At 38.4% G+C, this 1,893-nt stretch carries 3 protein-coding genes; all 3 read left to right on the forward strand.

Features of this window, described 5'->3' with window-relative positions:
• The first annotated feature begins 114 nt into the window (after positions 1-114).
• The 3 genes from N7931_RS19160 (at position 115) to N7931_RS19170 (ending at position 1,693) form a co-directional block, all read left to right on the forward strand.
• Positions 115-486 carry a hypothetical protein gene (locus N7931_RS19160; protein WP_262795945.1) on the forward strand — a complete coding sequence of 124 codons (372 nt, stop codon included), beginning with the start codon at positions 115-117 and terminating at the stop codon, positions 484-486.
• A 285-nt stretch (positions 487-771) separates the two neighbouring features.
• Positions 772-1,203 (forward strand): HNH endonuclease, encoded by a 432-nt coding sequence (locus tag N7931_RS19165; protein ID WP_262795946.1) that lies wholly within the window; start codon positions 772-774, stop codon positions 1,201-1,203.
• A 118-nt stretch (positions 1,204-1,321) separates the two neighbouring features.
• Positions 1,322-1,693 carry a hypothetical protein gene (locus N7931_RS19170; RefSeq protein WP_262795947.1) on the forward strand — a complete coding sequence of 124 codons (372 nt, stop codon included), beginning with the start codon at positions 1,322-1,324 and terminating at the stop codon, positions 1,691-1,693.
• The last annotated feature ends 200 nt before the right edge of the window (positions 1,694-1,893 follow it).

Genomic DNA, 1,893 nt, shown 5'->3' on the forward strand with positions numbered 1-1,893 from the left:
AGGCTTAAGTTTATGAAATTATTAATTTAAAGCTTATTGGAATGGTGTTGTTAGACTCAATGTTGAAAAGTTCTATACACACTTCTGATGATTAAGCTGTTAGGTGCCTATTCGGTGAATACATCGAAATATTATTTATTAATACCGACATTGTTTACCATTGTAATAACATGCATTGCATTTTTTGCTAAAGATGCTGATCTAGCGTCAGTTTTCTATATGCTATTTTGGGGTTGGTTATTCTATACCGCGCCGTTTGGGATATGGCTTGTTTTTATACATTGGGCTAAACCATCAGCGCTTGTGCAACATAGTGGTTATGTCGCTTGTGTTCTATCGTTAATAGTAATCTCAAGCTTTTGGTTATTGCCACCTGATCCGTCTGGGTTGCCTTTGCAGTGGTCTATGTATTGGCCTTTATCTGCAATTTTAATTGCTGCTTTTGGTGTTAGTGTTTATATTTTTGAGCGTATTCGCGGCACCTAACAAGCGGTTTATGATGGGACGCAAAAAGCTTGGCTTGCGCTCATTCTTCGCTAATTTTAGCCAAGCATTTTCCGCCCCATAACCGGGCGTTGAGACTGTAGAATTACTCATACTAGGCATTTTGGGTAATTAACTAACGTTTTATGCGCCAAAAATGGCGTGTCTACGGGAAATCTAGTTAACTTTTCATCTCAAGGTTAGCTAAATTTTACGTAGGAGTGCATAATTTAATTTTATTTTTACAGACTGGAGTAATTCTACAGTCTCGTTAGGTTTTCGTTAGATATGGGTAGAAAGTTAGCTATCGAAGATGTTCTCAAATATTCGCCTGGGAGAAAATCTCAAAAAACAATTAGGCGTTATTACATTGAATGGCGTAACACCCAAAGTCCAGCTATTCCAGTGCGGTGTGACAATCCTAAATGTTTTTACCATTTAAATGAGCTAGTTTGGAATGGTGAGCCTCTTAACGTGATTTTGGACCATATTAATGGTGTAAATGGTGACAACAATCCAAAAAATTTACAGTTTTTATGTCCCAATTGTAACTCTCAACAAAAAACGCATGGCGGTGGAAACAAAGGACGAGTTGAGCAACAACCTGGAGGGTATTCAACTAAAGATGATAATGGTAAAAAACACTATGTTATGCCTATTGAAAACGCAAAGTTAAACATTGCTACTTGTAATGTTGACTTGCAGAGTAAAAAAACCTAACAATGCAATTAAGGGTGGACGCAAAAAGCTTGGCTTGCGCTCGTTCCTCGCTAATTATAGCCAAGCTTTTGTGCGCCACTTATTGCGGCGTTAGGTACACATGGTAAGTCAAGGAAGAATGTTGAAAATTGGTAGGAGCATCGGTGCTATTTCGGTAGCATTTTTCTGCTTGTGGCTTTTCCCTAGCCCTGCTTTTGATGCTTGTTCGGATGGAAACAATGCTTTTATTTGTGGGCATTGGCCTGACTTGCTGACCGGTTTCTTATTTGTGGCTTGCGGCTATTTATTGGGGCCTCGAACAAAAACTCACAGCTTAATATTGTTAATGTTGTTTTTATTTCTGGGAAGTGCCGAAACTCTCCGCTTTGGTAGCCTAATTGATGCGCTTGTTTACGCTCCATTTCAAGAATTTTATTACGGGGGCGTTATTGCCGCATTTTTAATTGCTTTGTTTTTCATATTCAAAAACAAGGTGGTAAAGTGTACCTAACAAACAATTTATCAGCCCCATAATTGGGCGTTATGTTTCATTGAGTAATTCATGAATAGCGAAGAAATTGCATCTATAGAAGAGAAAACCGGTATTAAATTACCTGAGAGCTATAAGCAGATTTTAGTCAGCTATCCCAAAGAGCTGCTTGGCACAGAGGCAGAAGATTACGGGCTTTTAAATGATGCAGAAATTATCAT

It is taken from the genome of Catenovulum sp. 2E275, from assembly GCF_025515275.1.
Taxonomy (GTDB): domain Bacteria; phylum Pseudomonadota; class Gammaproteobacteria; order Enterobacterales; family Alteromonadaceae; genus Catenovulum.

Bases quoted from the DNA above. Each gene is read 5' to 3' on its own strand.
- N7931_RS19165 (WP_262795946.1), top strand. From the start codon at position 772: ATGGGTAGAAAGTTAGCTATCGAAGATGTTCTCAAATATTCGCCTGGG.
- N7931_RS19170 (WP_262795947.1), top strand. From the start codon at position 1,322: ATGTTGAAAATTGGTAGGAGCATCGGTGCTATTTCGGTAGCATTTTTC.